This window comes from Enterococcus sp. AZ009, from assembly GCF_050548785.1.
Taxonomy (GTDB): domain Bacteria; phylum Bacillota; class Bacilli; order Lactobacillales; family Enterococcaceae; genus Enterococcus_D; species Enterococcus_D entomosocium.
The window spans coordinates 2,351,798-2,371,725 of the sequence record NZ_CP172960.1 but is presented as its reverse complement, the minus strand read 5'-3'; the positions used below and the strand labels follow the sequence as shown (position 1 = coordinate 2,371,725).

General features: G+C 43.6%; 21 protein-coding genes. 8 read left to right on the top strand and 13 right to left on the bottom strand.

Annotated features, from left to right (window positions below; all coding sequences use genetic code 11):
* Window positions 1–80: 80 nt before the first annotated feature.
* The 8 genes from IGJ74_RS11425 to IGJ74_RS11390 form a co-directional block, all read right to left on the bottom strand.
* Window positions 81–659, bottom strand: coding sequence for a TMEM175 family protein (locus IGJ74_RS11425; RefSeq protein WP_042890962.1), 579 nt, complete (start codon window positions 657–659; stop codon window positions 81–83).
* A 99-nt stretch (window positions 660–758) separates the two neighbouring features.
* A complete protein-coding gene (locus tag IGJ74_RS11420; protein ID WP_008378578.1) occupies window positions 759–1,319 on the bottom strand; it encodes a TetR/AcrR family transcriptional regulator in 561 nt (186 codons plus the stop codon).
* Between the two features lie 2 nt (window positions 1,320–1,321).
* A complete protein-coding gene (locus IGJ74_RS11415) occupies window positions 1,322–2,245 on the bottom strand; it encodes a phytoene/squalene synthase family protein (protein ID WP_016620479.1) in 924 nt (307 codons plus the stop codon).
* Entirely contained in the window at window positions 2,235–3,722 is a 1,488-nt protein-coding gene (locus IGJ74_RS11410; RefSeq protein WP_005235239.1) for a phytoene desaturase family protein, read from the bottom strand. Before IGJ74_RS11410 ends, IGJ74_RS11415 begins: the two co-directional genes overlap by 11 nt.
* A complete protein-coding gene (locus tag IGJ74_RS11405) occupies window positions 3,719–4,435 on the bottom strand; it encodes an ABC transporter ATP-binding protein (RefSeq protein WP_016620478.1) in 717 nt (238 codons plus the stop codon). The genes IGJ74_RS11410 and IGJ74_RS11405 overlap by 4 nt, the downstream gene beginning before the upstream one ends.
* Window positions 4,436–4,446: 11 nt before the next feature.
* A complete protein-coding gene (locus IGJ74_RS11400; RefSeq protein WP_005235249.1) occupies window positions 4,447–5,511 on the bottom strand; it encodes an ABC transporter permease in 1,065 nt (354 codons plus the stop codon).
* Window positions 5,512–5,827: 316 nt separating this feature from the next.
* Window positions 5,828–6,475, bottom strand: a complete 648-nt coding sequence (locus IGJ74_RS11395; RefSeq protein WP_086299345.1) for an HD domain-containing protein — start codon at window positions 6,473–6,475, stop codon at window positions 5,828–5,830.
* A gap of 22 nt (window positions 6,476–6,497) precedes the next feature.
* Complete coding sequence (locus IGJ74_RS11390; protein ID WP_218192952.1) at window positions 6,498–7,388, bottom strand: dihydrodipicolinate synthase family protein; 891 nt, start codon at window positions 7,386–7,388, stop codon at window positions 6,498–6,500.
* Between the two features lie 336 nt (window positions 7,389–7,724).
* On the opposite strand from IGJ74_RS11390, the gene IGJ74_RS11385 reads away from it, so the two are divergent.
* From IGJ74_RS11385 to IGJ74_RS11375, 3 genes are read left to right on the top strand one after another with little or no spacing between them, the layout of a single operon-like run.
* A complete protein-coding gene (locus IGJ74_RS11385; protein ID WP_218192953.1) occupies window positions 7,725–9,557 on the top strand; it encodes a beta-glucoside-specific PTS transporter subunit IIABC in 1,833 nt (610 codons plus the stop codon).
* Between the two features lie 46 nt (window positions 9,558–9,603).
* Window positions 9,604–11,067: a glycoside hydrolase family 1 protein gene (locus IGJ74_RS11380; RefSeq protein ID WP_005235257.1), complete on the top strand. Its 1,464-nt coding sequence runs from the start codon at window positions 9,604–9,606 to the stop codon at window positions 11,065–11,067.
* 20 nt (window positions 11,068–11,087) lie between these two features.
* On the top strand, window positions 11,088–11,936 hold the full coding sequence (locus IGJ74_RS11375) for a PRD domain-containing protein (RefSeq protein ID WP_005235258.1): 849 nt from the start codon (window positions 11,088–11,090) through the stop codon (window positions 11,934–11,936).
* A 67-nt stretch (window positions 11,937–12,003) separates the two neighbouring features.
* On the opposite strand, the gene IGJ74_RS11370 is transcribed toward IGJ74_RS11375, so the two are convergent.
* A complete protein-coding gene (locus IGJ74_RS11370; RefSeq protein WP_254905026.1) occupies window positions 12,004–12,405 on the bottom strand; it encodes an HIT family protein in 402 nt (133 codons plus the stop codon).
* Between the two features lie 173 nt (window positions 12,406–12,578).
* Here IGJ74_RS11370 and IGJ74_RS11365 point away from each other — a divergent pair, with 173 nt between their 5' ends.
* From IGJ74_RS11365 to IGJ74_RS11350, 4 genes are all read left to right on the top strand, one after another.
* The gene (locus IGJ74_RS11365; protein ID WP_005235260.1) at window positions 12,579–13,559 is read left to right on the top strand and encodes an aldo/keto reductase; all 981 of its coding nucleotides are present in this window, start codon (window positions 12,579–12,581) and stop codon (window positions 13,557–13,559) included.
* Between the two features lie 75 nt (window positions 13,560–13,634).
* Window positions 13,635–14,039: a MerR family transcriptional regulator gene (locus IGJ74_RS11360; RefSeq protein ID WP_008378568.1), complete on the top strand. Its 405-nt coding sequence runs from the start codon at window positions 13,635–13,637 to the stop codon at window positions 14,037–14,039.
* A 66-nt stretch (window positions 14,040–14,105) separates the two neighbouring features.
* Window positions 14,106–14,666 (top strand): NAD(P)H-binding protein, encoded by a 561-nt coding sequence (locus tag IGJ74_RS11355; RefSeq protein WP_086332477.1) that lies wholly within the window; start codon window positions 14,106–14,108, stop codon window positions 14,664–14,666.
* A gap of 168 nt (window positions 14,667–14,834) precedes the next feature.
* Window positions 14,835–15,452 (top strand): YitT family protein, encoded by a 618-nt coding sequence (locus IGJ74_RS11350; RefSeq protein ID WP_008378566.1) that lies wholly within the window; start codon window positions 14,835–14,837, stop codon window positions 15,450–15,452.
* Between the two features lie 52 nt (window positions 15,453–15,504).
* Here IGJ74_RS11350 and IGJ74_RS11345 read toward each other — a convergent pair whose 3' ends face one another.
* The 4 genes from IGJ74_RS11345 to IGJ74_RS11330 are packed head-to-tail and all read right to left on the bottom strand — an operon-like array spanning window position 15,505 to window position 18,584.
* Window positions 15,505–16,269: an ABC transporter permease gene (locus IGJ74_RS11345; protein ID WP_086332476.1), complete on the bottom strand. Its 765-nt coding sequence runs from the start codon at window positions 16,267–16,269 to the stop codon at window positions 15,505–15,507.
* Window positions 16,266–17,177 carry an ABC transporter ATP-binding protein gene (locus tag IGJ74_RS11340; RefSeq protein WP_008378547.1) on the bottom strand — a complete coding sequence of 304 codons (912 nt, stop codon included), beginning with the start codon at window positions 17,175–17,177 and terminating at the stop codon, window positions 16,266–16,268. The genes IGJ74_RS11345 and IGJ74_RS11340 overlap by 4 nt, the downstream gene beginning before the upstream one ends.
* Window positions 17,174–17,401 carry a PLD nuclease N-terminal domain-containing protein gene (locus tag IGJ74_RS11335; protein ID WP_005235274.1) on the bottom strand — a complete coding sequence of 76 codons (228 nt, stop codon included), beginning with the start codon at window positions 17,399–17,401 and terminating at the stop codon, window positions 17,174–17,176. The genes IGJ74_RS11340 and IGJ74_RS11335 overlap by 4 nt, the downstream gene beginning before the upstream one ends.
* Complete coding sequence (locus IGJ74_RS11330) at window positions 17,394–18,584, bottom strand: helix-turn-helix domain-containing protein (RefSeq protein WP_061054280.1); 1,191 nt, start codon at window positions 18,582–18,584, stop codon at window positions 17,394–17,396. Before IGJ74_RS11330 ends, IGJ74_RS11335 begins: the two co-directional genes overlap by 8 nt.
* Before the next feature lie 167 nt (window positions 18,585–18,751).
* Between IGJ74_RS11330 and IGJ74_RS11325 the strand changes: the two genes are divergently transcribed.
* Window positions 18,752–19,918 carry a glycerate kinase family protein gene (locus tag IGJ74_RS11325; protein ID WP_194188310.1) on the top strand — a complete coding sequence of 389 codons (1,167 nt, stop codon included), beginning with the start codon at window positions 18,752–18,754 and terminating at the stop codon, window positions 19,916–19,918.
* Window positions 19,919–19,928 lie beyond the last annotated feature (10 nt).

The following is a 19,928-nucleotide window of genomic DNA, read 5'->3' as shown; positions in this document are numbered from 1 at the left end:
TGGATAACTGCGCAAAAGCAGAACAATCGGCTGCTTTTGCGCAATCATCCATCGCTTTTAGGAGAAGACCGCAAGTGTTTTTATTGTTTTAAAAAGGTTTCTACTTTTTTCTCAGGGATCACCCACAACAATAGCACGAGACTATCCAGCGTGATGATAAGTAGTGGATGGACCAGCCAGCCGAGGAGCAATGCCAGCACGTTGATAAACAACGTAAAGTAGAGTTTCTTGTATCCGCGAAACAGTTCTACGATGGCTTGATTGTCAGGGTTGGCACGCACCAAGGACTTTCCTACAAGGAAATAGCTGAAATCCGTCAATAAAATGACAGACCCGTATAGCAGCTGAGGGGCAAGAGCGACTGGATAACGACTGACCCATGACGTTACAAAAGGAAAGAGGGTTAGTGCCAGGATCAATAAATGATTCGCCCACAAGGTCCAACCGTCAATTTTAGATACTACTTGAAATAGATGATGGTGATTGTTCCAATAGATCGCTAACATCACAAAGCTGATCAAATAAATAATAAATTGCTGTTCCACTCCTAAAAAAGAAGCAAATGTATCGCCTTCGGGCTGGTGCAATTCCAGTACTAATAAGGTCATTACGATCGCAATGACCGCATCCGTAAAGGCTTCGATTCGATTTTTTGACATGTACATCCATCCTTTTATGTTCCAGTTTACAGGATCAGTGTACGCGATTGTCAGAAATTCGTCTAATAATTTTTCTCGCGCATTACCCAATTGGACTCGCTATTTCGCAATTGGCCCACTGCCTAGTGCACCGAATAAAAACAAATCGATCGCTTCTGGCATTTTGTCTTCTTTTCCCGGTGAGTCCAAGTGAGCCGCCATCAGCACTAACAACTGGCTGGTAACAAATTCTGGATCGACATCCGAACGAAGATTGGAATCACTGCGACGGAACAAGTCAAGAAACGGTTCTTTGTAATTTTTCCGCCAAAGCAAGTACAGTTTTTTTGAAGTGTCCTCAGAAACGGTATGCTGAATGTCGTGCATCATCATATAAAAATTGATGCGATGCCGACTTCTTAAAAAAAGAAACATGTTTAAGATTTTTTCAGAGATCGTCAAGGAAGTATCTTCAACAGTCTGATTTAGTTTTCCAGAAACCTCTTGTGCCAAAGAGACCATCACTTCATAATAGATGGCTTCTTTGCCTTTGAAGTGATAATAAAGATTGGGTTGGGTGATGCCGACGGCTTCTGCGATCTGTCTAGTAGAAGTTGCTTGATACCCCTGCTGCATAAACAGGTTTTCTGCGACTCGTAATATTTTTTCTCGCAAGTTCAAAGTCAGCCCTCCCAACGTTCCTGACGAAGCATTTTTTTCGCGGTAAACAAAAGTTGGATTTTCCGTTGTTTCGGTACCGCTGTTTTTTCAGCAAATACTTGATAGTTGTTTTTGCGGATCACAGTCAAGATTTCCCGATAGATCAAAGCAGCTGCTAATAGAGCTTCACGGCAATCTTCATCGATTTGCGGCATCATGACAAAAGATTCCTGATAAAGCGTCTCAGCAAGTTGCGCTTCGTGTTCCCACATCTCGATAAACTGCTGGTTTTGATTGCCAGCTGCTAATGCCTCTCGCGAAAGGTTGAATTGCGCCAAGACCGTTTGTGGCAAATAGATGCGGCCCATTCGCAGATCCTCGCCAATATCACGTAAAATATTGGTGCGTTGCATCGCTTCACCCAATTTTATGGCGGGCTCTTGAATCGCAGCGGCTGTTTGTGAGAGAATCGGCAAGAGCATCAGACCCACACTGCCGGCTACGTAGTAACTATAGTCGGAAAGCTCTTTTTCAGAGGTGGGCTGCTGGAAGTCAAGGTCTTGTTTTTGTCCCACCAATAGATCGAAAAAGGGCTGAAACTGTAGGTCAAACTGTTGGAAAGAAAGGGTCAATGCCCGCCAAATGGCTTCATCAGGATCTTCTTCCTTGATGGCTTGCGGCAAGTCGATCGCATCGCCGGTTAATAGTTCTTGTATTTTTTCCAAGCGTTTTTTCATGGCTTCGATCAACAATGGGTCTTGCTTTTCATCGACGGCATCATCGGCACGTCGACAAAAGGCGTAGACGGCATAGACGGCGCGTGCTTTGTCTTTTGGCAATTGAGAAAAGGCGGTATGAAAGTTTTTCGAATGCTTTTTTATGATGGCCTCACAGTATAAAAAATCGTTGTCGTATTCATCAAAGACGCTTAATGATTTAACGGTCATCTTTTAACAACTCCTCCACAGCTAACTTGGCACTTTGCATCACGATTGGCACACCCGCTCCCGGATGCGTACTGCTGCCGCAGAAGTATAGGCCTTCTGCATAATCAAATTTATTATGGGGACGATAGTAATTGCTTTGCGCCAAGGTTGGTTTCAAGCCAAATGTCGCACCGTTGTAAGCATTGAACCGATCATTGAACGTATCTGGCGTATACATTTTTTCATACACGATGTGTTCATCGATATCCGTAAAGATCGTTTTTTCTTTTAATAATCCAATGATCTGCTGGCGGTAGCTTTGGATCGTTTCATCCGTCCATTGATCAAATTTAGATAATTCAGGTACTGGGACTAAAACATAAAGACCTTCTTGACCATCAGGTGCTAAGGAAGCATCTTTCAGGGTTGGACGATACAAGTAGAAGGATGGATCTTCTGGCAGCTTGCCAGCCTCGAAAAGATCGTCTACATTGCGTTTGAAATCATTGGCAAAATAAATGCTATGGAGTGCGCTATCTTCATATTTTTTGTCCAGTCCTAAATAAAGCAAGAAACAAGAACAAGAGTAATCCATCGAAGCGATTTTTTGATTGGTGTATTTGCCGCGTTTTGATTCATCAGGAATCAAGCTTTCCATAGCATAAGGAAAATCAGCCGCACAAATCACAGCATCTGCGGTGATCGTTTCTCCATTGACACGAACGCCTTTGGTTTGCTTGTTTTCGATCAATAATTCATCGATTGGGGTATTGTAATGGATCGTTCCGCCTAATTCTTGGAACAAACGTGCCATACCAGTGGCTAATGTATACATGCCGCCTTTGATGAAATAGACCCCATACATCAACTCGATCATAGGGATGATGGTATAAAGGGACGGCCCTTGGTAAGGGGAGACACCGATATACAAGGTTTGAAACGCCAATGATTTTCGCAGGCGATCATCTTTGACAAATTTAGAAATGGAAGAGTAGGCGTCACTAAACGTTCGCAGCTTTAACCCTGCCCATAATGATTTGGGATTGTAAAAGTCTCGCCATGTCCGAAACGACTTGGTGATGAAGGACTCTTTGGCGATCACATAGCGTTTGTAAATATCTGCTAAAAAGGCAAAATAGCCTTGAGCATCTTCTTCCGAGATCGCTTCTAGCGTTTTGGTCAATTCTACTAAGTCGTTTGAGAAGGTCAGCGGTTCGTCTTGAGCAAAATACAGCTGCAGCATCGGATCGACTTTCTCCATAGGAATATAGTCATTCGGATCAACGCCAGCAAATTCAAACACTTCACGATAAATTTCAGGCATCATCACGATGGTGGGTCCCACATCAAAGGTAAAGCCGTTTTCCTTGATCTGATTCATTTTGCCCCCAGGTTGACCTTCTTTTTCGTAGAGGGTGACGTCATAGCCAAGTTTTTGCAAACGGACAGCAGCAGCTAATCCTGACACGCCCGCACCGACAACAATAATTTTTTTCATGCTTGCTCCTTCTGCGAATCACTTGATTCGGCTTCTTTTTTCGTGTGTTCTTTTTCTTCTAAAACGCCATCCTTCATGACGAGGACCCGATCACAATAATCTGTCAAACGGGTATCATGGGTCACCATAATGGTGGCTTTTTGTTTTTCTTTGGTTTCTTTTGCTAAGATTTTGACGACTTCGACGGCTTTTTTTGAATCAAGACTCGCCGTTGGTTCATCTGCCAAAATGATGGTGGGATCATGATAGAGCGCTCGGGCAATAGCCACACGCTGCCTTTCACCACCAGATAGTTCATCGGGGTATTTGTTCTGCAGCTTTTCAATCCCTAGTTGTTCAAACAATTCAGTAGCTGATTGCTCTTGGGGTTTTTTGCTGACCTTATCCACCAATTGAAGTTGCTTTTTGACCGTCAAAAAAGGGACAAGGTTGGAAGCTTGTAAAATAAAGCCGATTTTTTTGAAACGAGTTTTTGCCCTTTGCTTTTCTTTTTGTTTACTAAAGGGTTCGTCATTGATAAATACTTCGCCTTCAGAGGGAGCTTGTAGACCACCGGCAATCGTCAGAAAGGTACTTTTCCCAGAGCCGGAAGGACCGATGATGGCGACAAATTCGCCTTTTTCTACCGAAAAGTTGGTTTCTTTCAAGGCTTCAATCGTCGCGTCCCCATCTTTAAATGATTTTTTGACTTGTTTGAATTCAATGGCACTCATGTTTTTTCCTCCTATCCGATTGCTTTCAATGGGTCGATTTTTACAATCGTTCGCACCGAGAAGAAAGCACCTAGCATCGCGATCAGAATCATCATTACACTGATACTAGCAAAGAATAATAGATTGATTTGGAATGGCACTGCTGCAGGTAACACGAGGGCGGTACCGATCGTTGCCAACCCACCGATCAAAACACCCGAGGTTGCCAATAAGAACGTTTGGGCAATCACCGAAAAAGCAATGTAGCGGCTAGAGATCCCTTGGGCTTTCATGACACCGAAAATTTCTGATTTTTGCATCGTTAGCACATAGATAAAAATACCGATAACGATGGCAGCGATCACGATCAAGAACCCGATCATAAAGCCAAAGGTCAGCACTTGTGCGTTGTAACCAGGCAATTCATTAATAAATTTGCTGATATCCGTAGCGACTAGATCATCTGGCACTTCTTTGATTTTGCCACGAGTTACGATCGCGTTGATACGGGCATTTTCTGAATCATCTTCTTTTTCAAAACGAATTTCTTGATAGGCACCGATCGAGGTGTAGAGGACCGGAGCAACACTGAAGCGGGCGTTATCTGTAAAACCGACGATTTTCAATTTTTTGTCACTGCCGGCTAATTTGATGGTGTCACCAATGGAAATCCCGTATTCTTCCTCAATGCTGCTGTCTGCGACCGCTTCATCATCTGACGCAAACATCTCGCCATCGGTAATATTTGGTGCTAGAAATTGATCTGGATCAATGCCGAAAAAGGTGACATCGACTTTTTCACCGTTGTCTTCTTTAGTCACTACCCCAGCGGTTTGCGCCAAAACAGCTTTTTCTGGTGCATCGACTTCGTCATAAAGACTGCGAGGAAGCATCGACATGTTTAAATTATCATTTGCTTCTTCAGTCAACAAAATTTGATCTGCCTCCCATTTGTCGACCGCCATCCGATTATCTTGAGCCAACCCATACGCTAAGCCAGTTAAAAAAAAGACCAGATAGGCGATTAAAAACATGACTCCTGTGACTAGGGCGTAACGCAATTTGGAATGGCGTATTTCATTGATTGCCAAAAACATAACGATTCCTCCTATTATTTTATCACTTGATAAAATAAAAATACCATTTTTTTTATTTTCAGCAAACTATCTTGCTTACAAAGAGTAAATTCGGTGAAAAAAGGAAGGTTATTTAGAAGGGCGTCTGTCGATTGAAGAAAACCAATTACTGCTCTTTTATTTCGATAGAATCGTTTGAGCAATGAAGGAGAGGGGCGACTTCCGTGAAAAAAGAACTAGAATAACAATAAAAGCCCTCTGATTCAGCGCACGCAAACACTTGGCGTATTTTGAAATCAGAGGGTTTCTATTTAAAGTCTGGTGCTGGATCAAAGTGTCAATCGTCAGTTTCTTTGCTTGTAGCGATAACTAACGGCACGATTTTTTCAAAGGAGTGACGAAAGCTTTCAGGTTGTGCTAACTTTTGATAAATGATCGCCAAACCGTCTTGGTTTTTGCGATAATCCAAACAAACCTTCAGCTCACTTTGAGGACCATATTTCTTTGAAATGTACTGATACGCTTCTTGGTGCAATTGTTCTAGATCTGTGAGTTGCTTTTTCTCATAAGCAAAAAGCAAGGTTCGCTTGAGGATTCGCTCAAAATCTAAGTCACGATCGGCTTCGGAAATAATTTTGCCATAAAGCGAGCGAGGCTCATAGGGCAGCGAGGCGCGATGGTCTTCTACTGCTTCGCCGATCATTGAAATGACTGGAGGAGAGAAAAAGCGTGGCAACACAGCATCTTGTTCAACGATCTTGCGGGAATTGCTTTCGTGGTTTTTGCGGCCATAGAGCAAGCCGATATCATGGTAGGCAGCTACCGTATAGACGATATTCAGGTCAACAGGCAATGTTTCAGCAATCTCAAAACTATTTTGGATCACTTGGTGGACGTGCGCTGGGGAGTGACTGCTATCCAATTGGTTGTATTGTGGGATGATGGAGCTTTCAATATAGTGCTTTAGTTGTGGATCAATCTTCATTTATCTGGTTCTCCTGCCTTTCTTATGCTAGATGAGGAGGAATTGAGCCAGTGCTAAACCGATCACTCGTTTCTAGACCTAGCGGCTGACGACAAAAGCCAAAGGGCTGTCCATCAATGGTGATTTGCTGCTTGAGCCACGGAAGATAGCTGATGGTATCTGTTGGATCGCCGGCAGCTGCTTGTTCCATTTTCTGCCATTCATTCGACGTAGAAATCGTTGCAGCACCTTTGAGTAACCCTTGCCAAATCACCTGGATCTCCTCGGGACAAAGGTTTCCTGCCATTGATGACAGCCCGTTAAACCCTAGTGCGACCTTTTCCGCCAAGTCCGCTTCACCACCAGCATAAAAACGAAAATCGGCAGCCGTCTTTGTTTTTATTTGAGGCACTCGCTCCTTACTGCCAGCTTCTTTTAAGCCGATCACCCGAGGGTCAGCGATCAAGGTCAAGAGACTTTCTGCAGATAAATCAAAGCCCGTGCGGCGGGGATTGTTGTATAAAATAACTGGTTTTTCGCAAGTATGGATCAATCCCTGAGCATAGAGGACGGCTTCCTTTTGGGTCAGGCAAAGATAAGGGGGAAAGCCTAAAACCACACCATCGATTCGGGGATTTTTGCTGATTGTTTCTGCCAACGCGAGCGTTTCATGAAATACAATGCCAGCTAAACCGAAGAGGACTTCGAAATCGGCTGCCCAGCTGGTTTCTTGCGCTAAGGCATGTAGAAGCTGTTTTTTTTCTGTTAAAGTCAATGAATGCTGTTCACCGGTGGAGCCACACACCAAAACCGATTTGATCCCTTGCTTTTGCAGTTGCAAGATATGAGCGATCGTCCTTTTCGTGTCAAGTCTTTCTGCATGGACAAATGCTGTGGGGACGGCAACATGCAGTGAGTGATTCAATGAAGTCATCCGATTCATCCTTTCTTGTGATACGTTTAGCCAGCGATGTTCTTCTTGCTTCTGGTGCAAGCCAAGGAAGACGAAATAACTGATTATCCACTAAGTGTAACAAACTTCTCGTTTCAGCAAAAGGCTTAGCAAAATATTTTTAAAACGGTGGTTGCGTTTTCAAATAAAGCATGGTATTATGCAAGTAATAAAACAGGCATGTGACTGGTAATGCAGGCAGGACCTATAAAAAACATGGAAGGGATCGTTGGATTCCGTTCAATGTTTTTGTAGGTGCTGCCTGCTTTTTTCTTTGTTTGGCCAACAAAGGAAAACTAATTAAAGGAGAAGAAAATTATGAATGTAAAAGAAACGGCAACTGCCATCGTTGAGTTGATTGGCGGAAAAGAAAATATCGCACATTTGGAACATTGCTCCACACGCTTGCGCTTTACCTTAAAAGACAATAGCCTCGTACAAAAAGATGCCTTGGAAAAAGTCGATGGCGTGATTGGGGTGCGACAAAATGTCCAATGCCAAGTCATCATCGGCAATGATGTCGTCGAAGTGTATGATGAGGTTATGAACGTGTTAGGTCATGAGCTAACAGCGGATGGAGGAAGTGAAGGCAAACAAAAACAATCGTGGGGTGCGGTCCTGCTTGATTTTATTATCTCGATTTTTCAACCGTTGATTCCAGCAGTCGCTGGAGGGGGCGTCTTGAAATCCTTACTGTTACTTGCTTCTGTCACTGGATTGATGGACAATACGAGCCAGACGTATCAAATTTTGAATCTGATCGGTGGCGCACCATTGTATTTCTTACCGATTTTAGTGGCGATCACCACGGCAAATAAATTAAAGGTCAACCAATTGGTGGCGGTTTCCGCTGTCGGTGCCTTGATTTTGCCTGAACTAACGACACTATTGACAGATGGCGCAGCTTTCATGGGCTTCGGTTTACAAAATATCGCTTATGCGTCACAAGTATTTCCAGCCATTTTAACGGTTTTATTTTACGCTCAAATTGAAAAACTGTTTACCCGAATCTCACCAAAACCGATCCGTATCTTCTTTGTTCCAATGATGAGCTTAGTTATTACGGTTCCAGTTGCTTTATTGATTTTAGGCCCATTAGGCTTTGAAGTCGGAACGATTTTCTCAGCAGCGATCATTTGGCTGTATGCCCATTTAGGTTGGGTGGCAACGGGGATCTTAGCCGCTGTTTTACCATTGATGGTGGTTACCGGTATGCACAAAGCTATGATTCCTTATGCTGTTTCGTCCATGAGTGAGATGGGGGCAGAGCTGTTATACTTACCTGCCTCATTGGCACATAACATCGCAGAAGCCGGTGCTTGTTTTGCGGTGAGTGTTCGGACCAAAGACCAAAAACTTCGTTCAACCGCTGTTTCTGCAGGCATCTCCGCCCTTTTTGGCATCACCGAGCCTGCTTTGTATGGGGTGACGATCCTGCACAAACGAGTGCTTTACGGCGTGATGGCTTCCAGCCTAGTTGGTGGTGCAGTGGCTGGGTTATTTGCCATCAAGGCCTTCGCATTAGTTGGTCCCGGTCTAGCAAGTATCACTATGTTCGTCGATGAAGCCAACCCGATGAATCTTGTGTGGGCATTAGTCACGTTAGGGGTATCCTTTGCTGTTTCCTTCGTCCTTGTCCTTTTCTTATTCAAAGAAAAAACAGTGGAAAATAAGACGACAGTTGCCGATCCGAAAGCCGAAGTATTGAGTAAACCAGTAGAAGGCCAAGTGGTAGCCCTATCTGAAGTCAACGATGAAGTCTTTTCAAGCGGTATGATTGGAGAAGGTTTCGGGATTATCCCGACGTCTGGCGAATTGATCGCACCGGAAGATGGCGAAATCACGATGTTGTTTGAAACCAACCATGCGATCGGGTTAAAAACTCGTAATGGCGCAGAATTGCTCTTTCATATCGGCTTGGATACCGTTCAATTAGAAGGCAAACACTTTACCCCTTACGTGAAAGCGGGGGATCAAGTGAAACAAGGGCAACCCCTGATTCAATTTGATCTAGATGCCATCAAAGCAGCTGGGTTTGATCCAATCGTGATCTGTGTTGTCACCAATCAAGAAAACTTTACGGTCAAACCGATCGAATCAACCGATGAGCGCAACGAACAAGGCGTTCTATCGATTGCACCGATCGTCTAAACCAATGAGCAATGCAACCAAAACAATGTAAAAGGGGATTGAAAAAATGACTGAAACAACTTTTCCAAAGGACTTCTTATGGGGTGGCGCTATCGCCGCAAATCAAGTAGAAGGGGGATGGAATCTTGGCGGCAAAGGCTTGTCGGTAGCGGATGTGGCTACTTACAAACCTCATGTCGACGTGAAAAACTTTGCAGCACATATGAGTGTGACTGTTGAAGCCGTCAAAGAAGCAATGGCGGATTCAACGGATACCATCTATCCAAAACGCCGAGGGATCGACTTCTATCATCGCTATCCAGAAGATTTGGCTTTATTTGCGGAGATAGGTTTTAAAGTATTGCGTTTATCGATTGCATGGACCCGATTGTTCCCAACTGGGGAAGAAACGACACCCAATCCAGAAGGGATCGCTTTTTACCGCAATGTCTTCCAAGAAATGCAGCGTTTGGGAATCAAACCGATCGTAACGTTGTCTCACTATGAGATGCCGTTAGCGCTGAGCTTGAAGTACAATGGCTGGGTGGAACGTAAAGTGATCGATGACTTTGTCCGTTTTGCGACCGTCTGCTTTGAAGAATTTGGGGAGTATGTGGAGTATTGGCTGACCTTTAACGAAATCGACAGTATCCATCGTCATCCCTTTACAACAGCAGGTCTCATTCCTGAGCAATCAGAAGCTGGTAAGGAAGAGCAAGACGTATATCAAGCCCTCCATCACCAATTTGTGGCCAGCTCATTAGTGACAAAAATCGCCCATGAAATAAATCCCGACAACAAAGTCGGCTGTATGATCACGAAGTTGATGACGTATCCATTGACTTGTGACCCATTGGATGTTGAATTAACTTTAAAGAAAAACTTGGAAAATGATTTTTATGCGGACGTTCAAGTCAAAGGTGCTTATCCGCGAATGATTGAAAAAGATCTCGAAAAACGGGGCATCAAGATTGAAATGGCACCAGAAGACCGCCAAATCTTAAAAGATCACACCGTTGATTTTCTTTCTTTCAGTTATTATATGTCTATGGCTGAATCAGGCGACCCACATGCGGAACGGACACCGGGCAATACGGTTTTAGGGGTAAAAAATCCCAAGCTGCCGTCAACTGAATGGGGCTGGCAGATCGATCCTAAAGGCTTGAAAATCTCCTTGCTTTCATTGTATGATCGGTATCAAGTGCCATTGATGATCGTTGAAAATGGTATGGGTGCCGTGGATGTCCTTGAAGACGGTCAAGTGCATGATCCGTATCGGGTCGATTATTTCAAGGCACACTTCAAACAAATGAAGGAAGCCATCGATGAAGGAGTCGATTTGATTGGTTATACTTCATGGGCACCGATCGATCTGGTCAGTGCGGGGACGTCACAAGTGACGAAACGCTACGGCTTCATTTATGTGGATGCCGATGATGAAGGAAACGGCAGTTATGACCGTTTGAAAAAAGATTCCTTCGATTGGTACAAAGAAGTGATCGCTACCAATGGCGCAAGTTTGGCAGAATAAACAGTGAGGAGCGAGAGTGCATGATTTACATCAAGAAAGTCTTAAATTCAAGTGTCGTACTTGTTGATAAGGAAGGCCAGGAAATGATTGCACTTGGGAAGGGGATCGGCTATGGAAAGAAAGTCGGCGACAGCATAGCCGATACCCAGATCGATCAAGTTTTTCTGCCAATCGATGAAAAAAAATCGGGTCAGTTTGCCGATTTGGTGGATGAGATTCCGTTGTACTATTTTGAAATGACCAAAGAAATCGTTCAGCTGGCGCAAAAAATGCTGCCCTATCCGCTAAATTCAACGATTTACCTTACCTTATCGGATCACTTGCACTTTGCTGTGGAACGTCAGCAAAAAGGCTTGAGTGTGACGAATCGACTCTATTGGGAAATCAAGAATTACTATACGGAGGAATTTCGAGCCGCCGAACAGGCACTACGCTTGTTGAAAGAGAAGTATCAAATTGATCTGCCGGAAGAAGAAGCCTCCAATATCGCGTTTCATTTGATCAATGCCCAGTCGAACACCGAGGAAAATCAAGATGGGTTGAAAAAAGCCAAATTGATCGGGTTGATCGTCAATATGGTACGCTACTCGATCCAGCAAGACGTCAACACCAATTCGATCCATTATAATCGCTTTATCACCCACGTGCGTTTCTTCGTTGACCGGTTCTTTTTGGATGGTCTGCTGCAAGAAGAAGACGAAGGACTATACCGTCAAATGTGGGCTCTTTATCCAAATGCTATGGAGATCGCGACAAAAGTCAAAGCCTATATCGATAAAGAATATCAAACGAAGATCCCTGTCAATGAAATCGTCTATCTAGGCGTTCATATCAATCGGTTGATGAACCATTCAGCGATCAATTCCTAAGCGTCCTCATTTTTAACAAACACAAACAAGCCGTTTCCCTTTGCTGGAAGAAACGGCTTGTTTGTATTTAGTAGGCTTGCTTGTCAGGAATCACGCCTCGAACGCCGCCTTTTGGTTCCTCCACGTCGCCTTGGTAGCGTGGGATCAAATGACAATGGCAATGAAAGACCGTCTGTCCGGCAGCCTCCCCGCAATTGAAGCCGATGTTGAAGCCGTCTGGTCGATAGGTTTCCAACAAATAGGCTTTGCCTTCCTGCAACAAAGCCTGCAAGTCTTGTAATTCCTCTTGGGTGAGGGCAAAATAATCCCTTCGATGTTCTTTGGGGATCAATAGCAGGTGTCCAGGGGTGACGGGAAACTTATCAAAGATCGCATAAAAGCGTTCGTTTTCAATGATCGCATGTTTTGAGGCAGTACAAAAAATACAAGTCAAAATCTTCCGCTCCTTTTTCTCAGCTAGATAGCGTATCGATACTTATCTTTAGTGTACCAAAAGCTGATTCGAAATGAAACGCACGACAAAAAGCATGTCATTATGAGTCATTTGCGAGTAAAATGAAAAAAAGTTTGCTGATTCGCTTGACTTAGAGTGCACTTCAACCTGTATGCTTAGTGTAACTTAAAAAACAGGAGGACGAGCAAATGAACTATGTAAAATTTGGCAATACGGGACTTGATGTGTCACCATTATGTTTAGGGACAATGGGATTTGGCGATCCCAATAGTGGCTTTCATGAGTGGGTGTTAGAAGAAGCAGATAGTCGCGAAGTCATCAAAAAAGCCTTGGATCTAGGCATCAACTTTTTTGATACGGCAAATGTCTATTCTTATGGAGCGAGCGAAGAAATCGTCGGTCGAGCATTGAATGATTTTGCTCCGCGGGATGAGATCGTGGTTGCCACAAAACTGTATTCAAAAATGAAGCAACGGCCAAACAGTGGAGGGCTGTCTCGAAAAGCGATCTTTTATCAAGTCGAACAAAGCTTAAAACGCCTACAAATGGACTACATTGATTTGTATATCATCCATCGTTGGGATTACCACACGCCAATTGAAGAAACCATGAAGGCCTTACATGATTTGGTGGTTTCTGGAAAAGTGCGCTATATTGGTGCATCCGCGATGTACGCTTGGCAATTTGCCAAAGCACAAGCAGTTGCAGAGAAAAATGGCTGGACCAAATTTGTTTCGATGCAAAATCACTTAAACTTGCTTTATCGAGAAGAAGAGCGAGAAATGATGCCCTTGTGTGCCGATCAAAAAATTGCCGTGACGCCATATAGTCCTTTGGCTGCTGGACGTTTAACAAGAGATTGGGGTGCAGAGACCAAACGGTACTTAACGGATAAAACCGCCAATCAAAAGTACGACAAAACGATGGAACAAGACCGGGAGATCGTGGCACGAGTCGCAAAGATCGCTGACAATCACCAAAGCAAACGGTCGCAAATCGCCTTGGCTTGGTTATTGCAAAAAGAACAAGTGGTCGCACCAATTATTGGCGCAACAAAAGAAAGCCACTTATTGGATGCTTTACCTGCCCTTGATCTAAAGCTGACTGCCGAAGAGATTGCTTATTTGGAAGAGCCTTACTTGCCTCATGCAGTGGTAGGAGCGGAATAACGAGTAACAAAAGGGCTTCTGGCTCGTAGCATACAAAACGATCTAGGAAAAAATGCAAAACAAGGAAGTGAAGCCATGAATATCAAAAAAGTCAGTGAACTGAGCGGTGTCTCAGCTGATACCATCCGTTACTATGAAAAAATTGGGCTGATTCCGCCGGTCAAACGCAATAAAAACGGTGTTCGTGAATTTGATGATGACGACTTAAAATGGATCACCTTTACTAGGCAAATGCGTAATGCTGGACTATCGATTGATGGGTTGAGTCATTACCTGGCTTTATTTGAAGAAGGGCGAGGGACGGTTCCTGAGCGCAAGCAGCTCTTAGCAAAACAAATTGCGGTACTCAGGGAGAAAATCTCAGATATGACGGAAGCTGTTGAACGTTTAGAATACAAACTAGAACATTACGACGAGCATGTTCTGCCGACAGAAGAACGATTGCGTCAACGAAAAGCCAATTTGGTCACTAAGTCTTAATGACTGAATTCGCTACTATGGAAATTGAAACGTTCTGCTCAATGGAATCCAATAGAAAGGAAGCTTATGAAACGACTTGCGATTTTAGGTGCTGCTGGAACGATTGGGCAGCTGACACGCCAAACACTTTTAGAAAGAACCAATTTCTCCCTAGTACTCTATGCCCGCCAGGCAACGGAGCGTTTGCAACAGATTGATGCTGCGCGTGAGACGATCATTGATGGTGACTTTCTCGATTTAGGACGACTCGTTCGGGCATTGCAAGGTTGCCAGTCGGTTTTTTTGACGGATATCCATGATCCGCGGGCAACGCTGCGGGTGATCGAGGCGATGAAATTAGCAGAGGTCAGCCAATTGATCAGTGTCGCACCAGAAAGAAACCTTTGTCATTCAGAGGCATTAAAGCAATTGGTGTCCGCAACTGATCTTTCCCTTTCCCCGAAAAAGCATCAGCTGCTTTTGCAGCAAAAAAATCGCTTGATGTCCTATCAATTGATTAAAGGATCAGAATTGTCGGTTTACTTTGTTCATTTGCCGTCAGAGAAGAAACGTATGGCGAATAGAAGAGCATGGCGGGAATCTGTTGTAGAAGAAATCCTTTCCGCTTGTGATTGCTGTGCAGCTTAACAGCAATCTTAAAGGAATGAAAAAATAGCAGAATACTTTCTTGAAGGTCAGAATCAATTTTTTCATGTTTTCATGAAAAAATTGGTTCTTTCTTTTACGATTTTTTTGATAGAATAGACAGAAGCTTTTATACATAAAAATATTTGCCAGATCGAAAGGAGAACGTTGATGGAAACACTTATCAAAAAAAATCTTGCTTTATTGCTTGGGGTGCTATGGATCTGCATCGCATTAAACTTCTTCCTTTTACCTCACAGCATTGCTTCTGCCGGCGTCGGGTCGATTGGCTACCTCATCGAAACTGGCTGGTCGATCAATCGCCATATCGTTGTCTGGGGTATAAATTTATTGATGCTGGCCCTTGCGTTTTTACTTTTGAAACGAGAGGTCTTTGTCAATACGGTTATCGGTAGTTTGGCATTTCCCGTTCTTCTAGCACTTTTACCAGAAATTATGCTGCTGCGCTTTTATTCCATCTCATTGATTTTAGGTAGTTTCTTCTTTAGCTTCGGCATCTTTTCGCTCTACAAAATTGGTGCGTCTAATGGCGGTGTGACGATTCCGCCACTAATTTTGGAAAAATACTATGGCATTCGCAGATCTAGTGGGGTTTTCTTGACCAATTTGATCATCATCTTATTGAACCTTCTGATCTTTTCTTGGCAAGAAGCACTTATTTCTGCCTTTTCAATCTACTTGATTGCCTTCTTCATGCGGCTCTTCATGAGAATCGAACAAAAAATGCAGGCCAAGAAATCTGTGAAAGTCCAAGGAACAGCAAAATAGAGTAACATTTCAGAAGCAAAACATCGGTGCAAAAAATCTGCACCGATGTTTTTTAATATTTTCTTTTTCTTAGAACAGCTATGGAACCAGTCAAACAAGCGATGATCAAAAAGCAAGTTAACAACAGTGCTGGCAGCAGTTCCCCTAGTTTGATTTGGTCGGTTAAGTAGTTAGGAAATTGGCTGGAAAGGGAATATGGATTCCAGTTTGTTACTTGACTCCATAGGTTGCCTAACATGCCCATCAGATAACAGACACCAATAAACAACAAACCTTGATAGATACTTTTAGCAAAGCTGGAACCTAGCAGCAGGATGCTGATTGCTAGTAAACCGAAAAGCCAATAGCTGACCAAAGCGCTAGGGACTTGAGCAGCGCTGGAATCATCGAAATAAATCATCGTATAAAAAGCACTGACACTGGCACTTAGGAGGTAACTCAAAGACCAAAGAATCATTAAATAGCAAGCTTTTGCTATGACGATCGTGGTTTTTGGTAAGCCTCTGGTGATCAGCTGAATAAAGGTACCCTGATTTATTTCGGCTGAGAGCGTATCGGTAAAAAGAATCACAAATACTAGCAGGCCAATCGTGCCGATGTTGCTGTAAAACTGAAGCCACGCATCGATCGATGTCGGATCAGCAATCGTGATTTCAATCGATTCCGGCATCATACTGGCCATCAGATCTGGCATGATTTTGGCAGTAAAGGGAGAAAGCATACCAATCAGGGCAAACAGGATCAAGCAAATCAGTAGTTTTTTGCTGCGAAGACCGCCGAGAAACTCTTTCTTTAAGAAAACAAGAAACGCATTCATTTGATCACCTCCAAATAAATCGACTCTAACGATGGTTCGATTCTTTGAAAGGATTCTGGGACAATGTGTTGTTCGTTCAGCAATTGTAGCAGCTGTGAACCGATATTGGTTCCAGTTTGTTCATCGATCAGTAATTGATTGTTCTTTCTTTTCGCCGAAATACCGTGGATTGCTAACACTTTGGCAAATTTTAAATGGTCACCTTCGTCGGTAAAGACAATCCCAAAGACGGTTTTTCGATAACGGTTTTTCAAGGAATCCATCGTTTCGAACGCACGGATCTGACCTTTGTGCAAAATCGCAATATAATCTGACAACTGTTCGACATCTGCGAGAATATGAGAGGAAAAAAGCACTGTCGTTTCTTCTTTGATTTTTTCCAATACATCAAGAAATGCTTTGCGTCCTAGAGGGTCTAGTGCGGATGTTGGTTCATCACAAATCAAGATGGCGGGGCGGTTGATCAGAGCTTGGGCTAACCCTAGACGTTGCTTCATGCCGCGAGAAAAGCCAGCGATTTTTTGTTTCGAAGCTTCCAGGCCTACCAACTCTAAGACTTCCATCACTCGCTGAGGCTGAAAAGATTCTTTATTTGGCTGAATTTTTCCGCAGAAAGTCAAATATTCTACAGCTGTCATAAAAGAGTAAAACTGCGGCACATCTGGCAAATAGCCGATCCAGCGATTGGTCTTGGTTGAGCCAAATTGTACTGGTTCGCCACAGACAGTGATTTCGCCTTCATCAATAGGGAGTAACCCTAAAATCGCTTTCATGGTGGTTGTTTTGCCGGCGCCGTTTTCCCCTACAAATCCCACGACACTCCCTTTGGGGACCGAAAAGGATAGGTCTTGTAGCACTTGTTTGTGCCCAAAACGTTTGGATAAGTGATTGATCTCGATCATCTTCATTGTTGATCCCCTTTTCCAAAAGCAAAATAAAGGATAGGACCGATCAGGCTAACAAAACAGGCGATGAAGAGCCAAAGAATACGAGAGCCAAACTTAAATTGTTCTTGTTTTAAAATATCTCGAACTGCCAAAACGATCAAGATCAATTGCAAAAGAATCAGAGGGATCAGTATGGGCAAATAATCAGATATATTTTCTGGTACGTTTAGTGAAAAACTATTCATGTGAGTCACTCCTTTGCGAATTAGATACTTGTTCAGCCAGATTGCTCAAGCGCTGAAACAACTCTTTAAATGGGGGTTTTTCTTGATACGGTTCAAACAAGGGTGTCAGCTGTGCTATTGCAAGAAATTGTTTTTTGACACTACCTGAGTTACGCGGGATCTGACTCCCTAATTCTAATTCACTGATCCACTCATCGATGCTGTTGAAATAATCATCTCCTTTCAAAACGATTTCCTCTGGAGTAGCTTCTAATGTTTTGACATACAGCGTTAATGCTTGTAACAATAAGCTTTCTTTTCCTAAAGCAGCAAACGAAACCATCCCAGCGGCTAGAAAATTCAGTAAAGAGAGGGGATGCAATTCGGCCAGTTGGAAGCTCTCGCTGAGTGCCAGTCCACGTGCATAGGTTTTTTCCAGTTGCTCCTCGTCTTGTGTGAGCATTGCTAAATAATTCGTTAGCAAACTCATAAAAATAATTAAGTACTGGTAAATCGCACTTTGCGTAACGATCTCAGCTTGTTGCAACTGATTTTTTTGCTGAAATGCTGCGGCAATCAACGGTTCGCTAGGTAAAAAAGAGAGAGTTTTCGTGCCAAGGATCGCCAAGACTTCTTCTGGCTTGTTTCTCATCAGAAGACAATAAGCATCGATCTGTTTCGCTTGTTGTGCCAGCTCACTGTCTCCTTGGTCCATGATCCGTTGGTACAGGGTTTCTGCTTCCTTCAAATAGGTATTTTTCTTTGCTTCCATCAAAGCGTCTTCGTAAGTTTGCCCTTTCGGGACGCCTTCTACGGGGACATCCGGCAACAGATCCCAATGATTCAAGTAAAAGGACCCCATTTGTAATAAGAATGGATAACAAGAGTAATAGCGTTTGGTAAAACTTTGAGCAAGAGCGAGAACTTCCGTTGGTGTTTTTGTTTGGAAGGCGTCTTTTAGTAATTGGTAGATTCGCTGGATCTCTTTAGGTGATAGCTGCGAATCTAAAATCAACAATTCATCGACGCTGCAATCAAAATACGCCGCTAATAAGGGCAGTGAAGTGATATCTGGATACGTCTGTCCCGTTTCCCATTTTGAAACGGATGCTTTTGACACGTTCATAAATGCTGCTAATTCTTGCTGCGTAACGCCTCTGTGTTTTCTTCTCCGGGCGATTTCCTCGCCAATTGGTAAGTCCATAGTACACCTCCGATAGGTTTGTTTGATATACTTCTATCATAAGAGGAGAAGGGATAACTTACAATGGATTACTAGTTAACTTTTGGTTGATTTGATTAACCATAGGTTGATTATTAACGTAGGTGCCCCCATCTCTGGCAAAGAGATGATCTAGAAGGAGAGGCAGAATGATGAAAATTGTAGCAGTGATTGATTCCTTCAAAGGAAGCGCCACTTCCGCAGAATTAAATCAAGCGGTCTTAAGCGGGTTTTCAGACCAGTGGGAAAAATGTAGTATTCCCATCGCTGATGGGGGAGAAGGCTCGATGGCAGCAGTTTTTGCTGCGTTTGGAGGCAATTACGAAACGGTTCCAGTGACCGACCCATTAGGTGGTAAGTTGCAAGCCCGTATGTTGGTCACAAAAATCAATGAAGAAAAAATCGCTTTGATTGAATCTGCGGAAGTGATCGGATTGCAACTCGTGGAACCTAGTGACGAGACCACCCGCAATAGCTCTTCTTTTGGTTTAGGCCAAATGGTCTTAGCAGCTTGCAGACAAGGAGTGAAAAAAATTTACCTGACCCTTGGCGGTAGCGGCACTTCTGATGGGGGCGTAGGCTTTTTACTTGCGTTAGGAGCAACCATTCAAAGAAACGTGCGAATGGAAAACAATCCTTTGCTACAGGCAGAATCTCTGGAGCTCAGCCAGTTGAACCCTCTGCTTGCACAAATTGACCTGTTTGCTTTAGCCGATGTAACAAATCCTTATTCAGGTGAACAAGGATTTGCGTCAGTTTTTGGTTCACAGAAAGGGGCAACCAAAGAAACGATCCAGCAGTTGGATCAACAAGCAAAGCGTTTGGCTGAACACATCAAGCGGACCACGGGGATCGATTTGGAAGTCCCTGGTGCTGGTGCAGCTGGGGGCCTTGGTGGTGCGGTTTATTTGGCAGGTGGTCAGTTGGTTCCGGGATTTTCGACGATTGCTTCCTTGATTGGATTTGAGGAAAAAATCAAAGGAGCAGACTTATTGATCACCGGTGAAGGTCGTATCGATGGCCAAACAGCTAGGGGGAAAGTACCCTATGGTGTCGCTTTGATCGCTCAAAAACGCCAACTCCCAATTGTTGCAATCTGTGGCTCCCGAACCGAACGTCTCGGTGAACTGTCGCAATTGCTTCCAACAGTCTTCAGTATCCAACAAGGACCAGTTTCCTTGGCAGAAGCGATGGAAAAAAAGCGAACCTTGATTAATGCTCAACAGATTGCTCAAGCCATCGCCGGCTTTGTGGAGCAGTGGCAAAAAAAGACCGGATCAGCTCCTTCAGAAGTCACTGATTTTCCAACCAAATAAGAAGCAAACA

Excerpts from the sequence above, each read along its gene's own strand:
- IGJ74_RS11325 (WP_194188310.1), top strand. The coding sequence starts at position 18,752 with ATGATGAAAATTGTAGCAGTGATTGATTCCTTCAAAGGAAGCGCCACT.
- IGJ74_RS11335 (WP_005235274.1), bottom strand. The coding sequence starts at position 17,401 with ATGAATAGTTTTTCACTAAACGTACCAGAAAATATATCTGATTATTTG.
- IGJ74_RS11395 (WP_086299345.1), bottom strand. The coding sequence starts at position 6,475 with ATGAAGATTGATCCACAACTAAAGCACTATATTGAAAGCTCCATCATC.
- IGJ74_RS11380 (WP_005235257.1), top strand. The coding sequence starts at position 9,604 with ATGACTGAAACAACTTTTCCAAAGGACTTCTTATGGGGTGGCGCTATC.
- IGJ74_RS11405 (WP_016620478.1), bottom strand. The coding sequence starts at position 4,435 with ATGAGTGCCATTGAATTCAAACAAGTCAAAAAATCATTTAAAGATGGG.
- IGJ74_RS11400 (WP_005235249.1), bottom strand. The coding sequence starts at position 5,511 with ATGTTTTTGGCAATCAATGAAATACGCCATTCCAAATTGCGTTACGCC.
- IGJ74_RS11330 (WP_061054280.1), bottom strand. The coding sequence starts at position 18,584 with ATGGACTTACCAATTGGCGAGGAAATCGCCCGGAGAAGAAAACACAGA.
- IGJ74_RS11415 (WP_016620479.1), bottom strand. The coding sequence starts at position 2,245 with ATGACCGTTAAATCATTAAGCGTCTTTGATGAATACGACAACGATTTT.
- IGJ74_RS11365 (WP_005235260.1), top strand. The coding sequence starts at position 12,579 with ATGAACTATGTAAAATTTGGCAATACGGGACTTGATGTGTCACCATTA.
- IGJ74_RS11355 (WP_086332477.1), top strand. The coding sequence starts at position 14,106 with ATGAAACGACTTGCGATTTTAGGTGCTGCTGGAACGATTGGGCAGCTG.
- IGJ74_RS11350 (WP_008378566.1), top strand. The coding sequence starts at position 14,835 with ATGGAAACACTTATCAAAAAAAATCTTGCTTTATTGCTTGGGGTGCTA.
- IGJ74_RS11390 (WP_218192952.1), bottom strand. The coding sequence starts at position 7,388 with ATGACTTCATTGAATCACTCACTGCATGTTGCCGTCCCCACAGCATTT.
- IGJ74_RS11410 (WP_005235239.1), bottom strand. The coding sequence starts at position 3,722 with ATGAAAAAAATTATTGTTGTCGGTGCGGGCGTGTCAGGATTAGCTGCT.
- IGJ74_RS11345 (WP_086332476.1), bottom strand. The coding sequence starts at position 16,269 with ATGAATGCGTTTCTTGTTTTCTTAAAGAAAGAGTTTCTCGGCGGTCTT.
- IGJ74_RS11360 (WP_008378568.1), top strand. The coding sequence starts at position 13,635 with ATGAATATCAAAAAAGTCAGTGAACTGAGCGGTGTCTCAGCTGATACC.
- IGJ74_RS11340 (WP_008378547.1), bottom strand. The coding sequence starts at position 17,177 with ATGAAGATGATCGAGATCAATCACTTATCCAAACGTTTTGGGCACAAA.
- IGJ74_RS11375 (WP_005235258.1), top strand. The coding sequence starts at position 11,088 with ATGATTTACATCAAGAAAGTCTTAAATTCAAGTGTCGTACTTGTTGAT.
- IGJ74_RS11425 (WP_042890962.1), bottom strand. The coding sequence starts at position 659 with ATGTCAAAAAATCGAATCGAAGCCTTTACGGATGCGGTCATTGCGATC.
- IGJ74_RS11385 (WP_218192953.1), top strand. The coding sequence starts at position 7,725 with ATGAATGTAAAAGAAACGGCAACTGCCATCGTTGAGTTGATTGGCGGA.